Here is a 2,714-nt window from a genome sequence, read left to right as displayed (position 1 = left end):
TCCCAGCTCGATTACTCGAAGGTCGTGGAGATGGGGGATTTCTACACCGTTCTAAACGGCGATATCGTAGCCGTGGGCTTCGACCCCGAGACCGGGGAGAGCCGGTCGCTCACGGATGGGGAGAGCGCCCGCGTGGAAGGGTACTTCACCGTTATCAGCGAACCCGGTAGTGGCGAAAAGGCGGTCGATGCCATCCGACACGGTATGGAGCCTTGCGGATACGACATTTCCGTCGAGATCCACGATATGGCTTCCGGCAAGGATGCACTGCTCGCCGATGCCCCCCAAAGGGACGCGCCAGCAAAGGACACCCAGAACATCGGCTAGGACTCGAAAGAAGGTAGGTTACGTGTCGAAACCGGGTACTCCCGTCATCTGCTTGGAAACAGAAGAGCGGTTCGAGAGCATGAAGGAAGCCATGGAGCGATATGGAGTAAGCTCGGGTAGTCTCAACAGTGCCCTGACCTACGGCTACAGCACCGGTGGCTACCACTTCTACCGCGCAGACGAGCCGAAGCCGGACGATTCGTTTTTCAAATCCGGCAACGGTGGAAAAGGTTCCTCCAAAAAGCGCCCGGTTATCTGTTTGGAAACCGGGGTTCAGTTTGAATCGGCCATTGCCGCTTTAAAATGGCTGGACTCCGGGAAAACCAACAACCGTGGCAACATGCGCACCGCTCTGATTTCAGGTTCCGCCCTACTCGGCTACCACTTCTACTATGCAGACGAGCCGAAACCACCCAACTCGCACTTCAAGCGAGCGGTCTATTGCGAAGACTTAGATACGGTCTTCACCTCACTTGAAACGTGCGCCGATGCCATCGGGTTCAACGGTTCCATCTCCGACCTTGCCGACAAGGTTGCGAATGGAACGGTCGTGAAAGGGCACCGGCTCGGGTTCGTCGGGGTTGACCGGAAGCCTTTGCCGAACGGAGACAAATGGAAGCCCGCCGTCACGGATGCGAAACGTGAGAACATGCAGGTGGGACGGGTTTCGTCTCCTTTGTATGGAAAGCAATCCGTAAAACCCGCAAGGTTGCAGGAATGGCTCGGAACAATCTGCGAATACGAGAACGCCGTTTCCAAACCGGCAACGGAGCGCATCACCGGCATCCGACCGGATGGCGCAATCTTCCTCCGCAGGCAAATCGCGGCAACTGAGCTTTTGTCGCTCGCCGACCGTTACGGGGAGTATCTGGACTTCGCGGACGAAGCCGCCGACTTCGCCCCGTTCCTCTATGATGCATCCTTCTCCACAAGGGGCGCGTATCTGAAAGTTTCCTCACCCGGAAATATCTATCGTGAAGCGGGATTTCCGCAAGACCCCTTCTTCTATACCTACAACCACCTGCGTGACGCGCTCGTACCGAAAGGGTTCTACCCGTCCACCGTGAGGGTCAGGCATCCCCACGGTCTTACTTTGGAGCAGATAAAGCGCCTGCCCGAGCTTCTGGAACGCCCTGTCGTTCTCATGGATTCCGACCGGGACGATACGATGATTGCTGTTCTTGCCGATGTGGACGAGGACGGATTTCCCCTCATTACAGCGTTAAGACCGGGTGGAAATGCCGTTAGCGAAGGACGTTCCGTTGGCGGCACCATCGTTTGCAGCTTCTATGGGAAACCGGAGAACTACTTTCGCTTCAAGATGCAGCAGATGCCGCAGAGAGTCCTCTATCAGGACATAGAAAAAGGCCGGGAACTCGATGCGCGAGCCAAACTTCAATTGTTTGGGGGCAACATCGCAAGCCCCGACCTTGATAGAAGAATTATACGCCCACCGGAATGCATTGTCAAGCTACGAGCAGACACCCCGCAGATGGAAACGCATGGAAGGGAAACGTCCCGCGTGCGGCGGGAATCTCGTGACATGGCATCCGGGAGAGCTGCACTTGACGCGGGAAGACGTGCGGAAACCGCCCGCGTTACAGAAAGACATATCGATAGCAACCTAAAATGACAGGAAAACAGCGAAACAGGTTGCCGCATCGCTCATAGAGGTGCGGCATCTTTTCAGACTGGAAAAGGAGCATTAGCGTCATGGCATACGAAGATGTAAAGGAACATTTTTCCAAAGGGGAACTCAATGACCTATGGAATTTCATCGAGTTCGTGGGGGAGATTTTCCCATCTAAGCGAGACAATATCGAAAAACTAAAAAACAGCTTCATCCGTTACGCACTCGTGAAGCCTTGGCCTTTGGGGAATGACGAGGAACCTGAGTTCTTTGAAATCAAGCTCTGGGCAAGGGAGTATGCAGATTTCAACTATTACATCGGTCTTGGAGTTGGCCTTAAAGCGGGTGCGGAAATCGCTGATGAGGGTAAGGCATCCTTTGACCTCGAAAGCGCGATTCTTTCCGCCTGCATCGAGAGAACCGAGCAAAAATCCATCGCCCGTCAAGCAGCGATTTCCGAAGGAAAACGCTCGCTTATCGACTTTTTGGCTTCTCATGTCGGAGAGAATCCGACCAGAAATGACATGAGGTCAGCATCGAAACTCAGTTTTGAGGTTATCCGTGAAATCATCGACACCCTAAAGGACAATCAGATTCTTGATATGGATGCGAAACGATTCATCGTGAGTTTCGACTCTGAACGTGCGGACGCACTTTTATTCCCTAAAGACTAGCAAACCAGAAAGGAAGGAAACCATATGAGCAAATTAGTCATCGCGGAAAAGCCGATGCTCGCCCGCGATATCGCCCGCGCCAT

Annotated in this window: 3 protein-coding genes; all 3 read left to right on the top strand. The window is 53.9% G+C overall.

The genetic code is table 11. The features are described from left to right. On the top strand, window positions 1–327 hold a 327-nt coding region (locus AB5213_RS16925; RefSeq protein WP_368277010.1), incomplete at its 5' end, for a hypothetical protein. Window positions 328–406: 79 nt separating this feature from the next. Beyond that, complete coding sequence (locus AB5213_RS16920) at window positions 407–1,960, top strand: hypothetical protein (RefSeq protein WP_368277009.1); 1,554 nt, start codon at window positions 407–409, stop codon at window positions 1,958–1,960. Between the two features lie 80 nt (window positions 1,961–2,040). Then, complete coding sequence (locus AB5213_RS16915) at window positions 2,041–2,631, top strand: hypothetical protein (RefSeq protein WP_368277008.1); 591 nt, start codon at window positions 2,041–2,043, stop codon at window positions 2,629–2,631. Window positions 2,632–2,714 lie beyond the last annotated feature (83 nt).

The organism is Coprococcus sp. RTP21204st1_G4_RTP21204_210225 (genome assembly GCF_040915385.1).
In the GTDB taxonomy this organism is placed as follows: Bacteria; Bacillota; Clostridia; order Lachnospirales; family Lachnospiraceae; genus Allocoprococcus; species Allocoprococcus comes.
The sequence above is the reverse complement of the archived record's forward strand: the minus strand, read 5'-3'. Positions and strand labels throughout refer to the sequence as shown.